2 protein-coding genes are annotated in these 1,685 nt (G+C 61.5%); one reads left to right on the top strand and one right to left on the bottom strand.

Annotated elements, in window-relative coordinates; all coding sequences use genetic code 11:
- On the bottom strand, positions 1-402 hold a 402-nt coding region (locus EN781_RS32015; protein WP_145965767.1), incomplete at its 3' end, for a LacI family DNA-binding transcriptional regulator.
- A gap of 388 nt (positions 403-790) precedes the next feature.
- On the opposite strand from EN781_RS32015, the gene EN781_RS32010 reads away from it, so the two are divergent.
- On the top strand, positions 791-1,685 hold an 895-nt coding region (locus tag EN781_RS32010), incomplete at its 3' end, for an ABC transporter substrate-binding protein (protein ID WP_145965766.1).

The following is a 1,685-nucleotide window of genomic DNA, read 5'->3' as shown; positions in this document are numbered from 1 at the left end:
CGCCACCCGCCGATCGGCCGGCCGCGGCGAGGAGATGTAGACCGCGTCGACCTGCCGGTTGGCGACGATGCGCCGGTAGGTGGTCTCCTGGTCGTCGGCGTCCGCCGGCGACAGCACCAGGTCGAGCTCGTGCGAGCGGGCATAGTCGCCGAGGCCGGACAGGAACTCGACGAAGTGCGGATCGATGTCGACGGCGGCGCCGGTCGGCAGCACATAGCCGATCATCCCGGTCTTGCCGGTCGCCAGTCGGCGCGCGCTCGGATTGGGGCGGTAGCCATGTCGCTTGGCCGCGTCCATCACCCGCCGCCGCGTTTCCTCGTTGACCTCGGGATAGCCGTTCAGTGCCCGGCTCACCGTGGTCTGCGACAGCGCCAGCATGTGAGCGAGCTGTTTAAGATTCACCGGAGGCCTCCAAGCCTCAAAGCGCTTTAAATTTGAGTCAAAACGACAACCAACGCTGGTGACGTCGAACGCGCCGACCATAAGCATCGTTCAGATGGGTTTGAAGCAAAATTTACTGCTGCAGCGCCAAAAAAACGTGCTGCAGTGCACTTTCTGCGCACCTATTTGCAGAAATTAAATCGATTAGCTTTCTGCCCCCTCTTGACTTCCGGTTGATTCAATGGCGAGATCAAAACGACCAAAGCGCTTTGGAAGACTCTTCGAAAGGTTGCGGTTCCTTTCTGACTGAGTCACAGTCCTGCGGCGTCGGCGGACGGAATGGAGGTTCCGTTCGATTGGCGGAATGGAAATTCCGTCCGATTGTTTGTGACCACTGGGAGGAATATCGATGAAGAAAATGCTTCTGCTGGGCGCCGCGTTCGCGACGCTGGCCTTGAGCCTGCCGGCGCAAGCCGAACTGAAGTTCAAGCCGGGCGAGGACCCGCGCTTCAACTGGCAGAACTACGAGGACCTCAAGAAGGTCGACCTCAAGGGCGAGACGCTGACCATCTTCGGGCCATGGCGCGGCGAGGACGAAGGCCTTGTGCGCACCGTTCTCGAATATTTCCAGGAAGCCACCGGCGTCGAGATCAAGTACTCCTCGTCGGAGAATTACGAACAGCAGATCGTCATCGACACCCAGGCCGGCAGCCCGCCCAACATCGCCGTGCTGCCGCAGCCGGGCCTGATCCAGGACCTGGCTTCCAAGGGCCTTTTGACGCCGCTTGGCGACGACACCGCCAAATGGGTCAAGGACAATTACGGCGCCGGCCAGTCCTGGGTCGATCTCGGCACCTTCAAGGACAAGGACGGCAAGCCGGGCTTCTTCGCCTTCCCCTACAAGGCCGATGTGAAGTCGCTGGTCTGGTATTCGCCGGACAATTTCGAGGAAGCCGGCTACAAGGTCCCGAAGACGCAGGAAGAACTCGCCGAGCTTGAGAAGAAGATCATCGCCGACGGCGGCAAGCCGTGGTGCATCGGTCTCGGCTCCGGCGGCGCCACCGGCTGGCCGGCGACCGACTGGGTCGAGGACATCATGCTGCGCACGCAGACCCCCGATGTCTACGACAAGTGGGTAAAGAACGAGATCCCGTTCAACGATCCGGCGGTGGTCAACGCCATTGACATCTTCGGCAAGATCGCGACCGACGACAAGATGGTCGACGGCGGCGCCAAGGCGGTAGCGGCGACCGACTTCCGCGACAGCCCGAAGGGCCTCTTCGCGGTGCCGCCGAAGTGCTACC

Source organism: Mesorhizobium sp. M4A.F.Ca.ET.090.04.2.1 (genome assembly GCF_003999085.1).
Lineage (GTDB): Bacteria > Pseudomonadota > Alphaproteobacteria > Rhizobiales > Rhizobiaceae > Mesorhizobium.
Note: the sequence above shows the minus strand (reverse complement) of the source record. Positions and strands in the feature narration are given on the sequence as shown.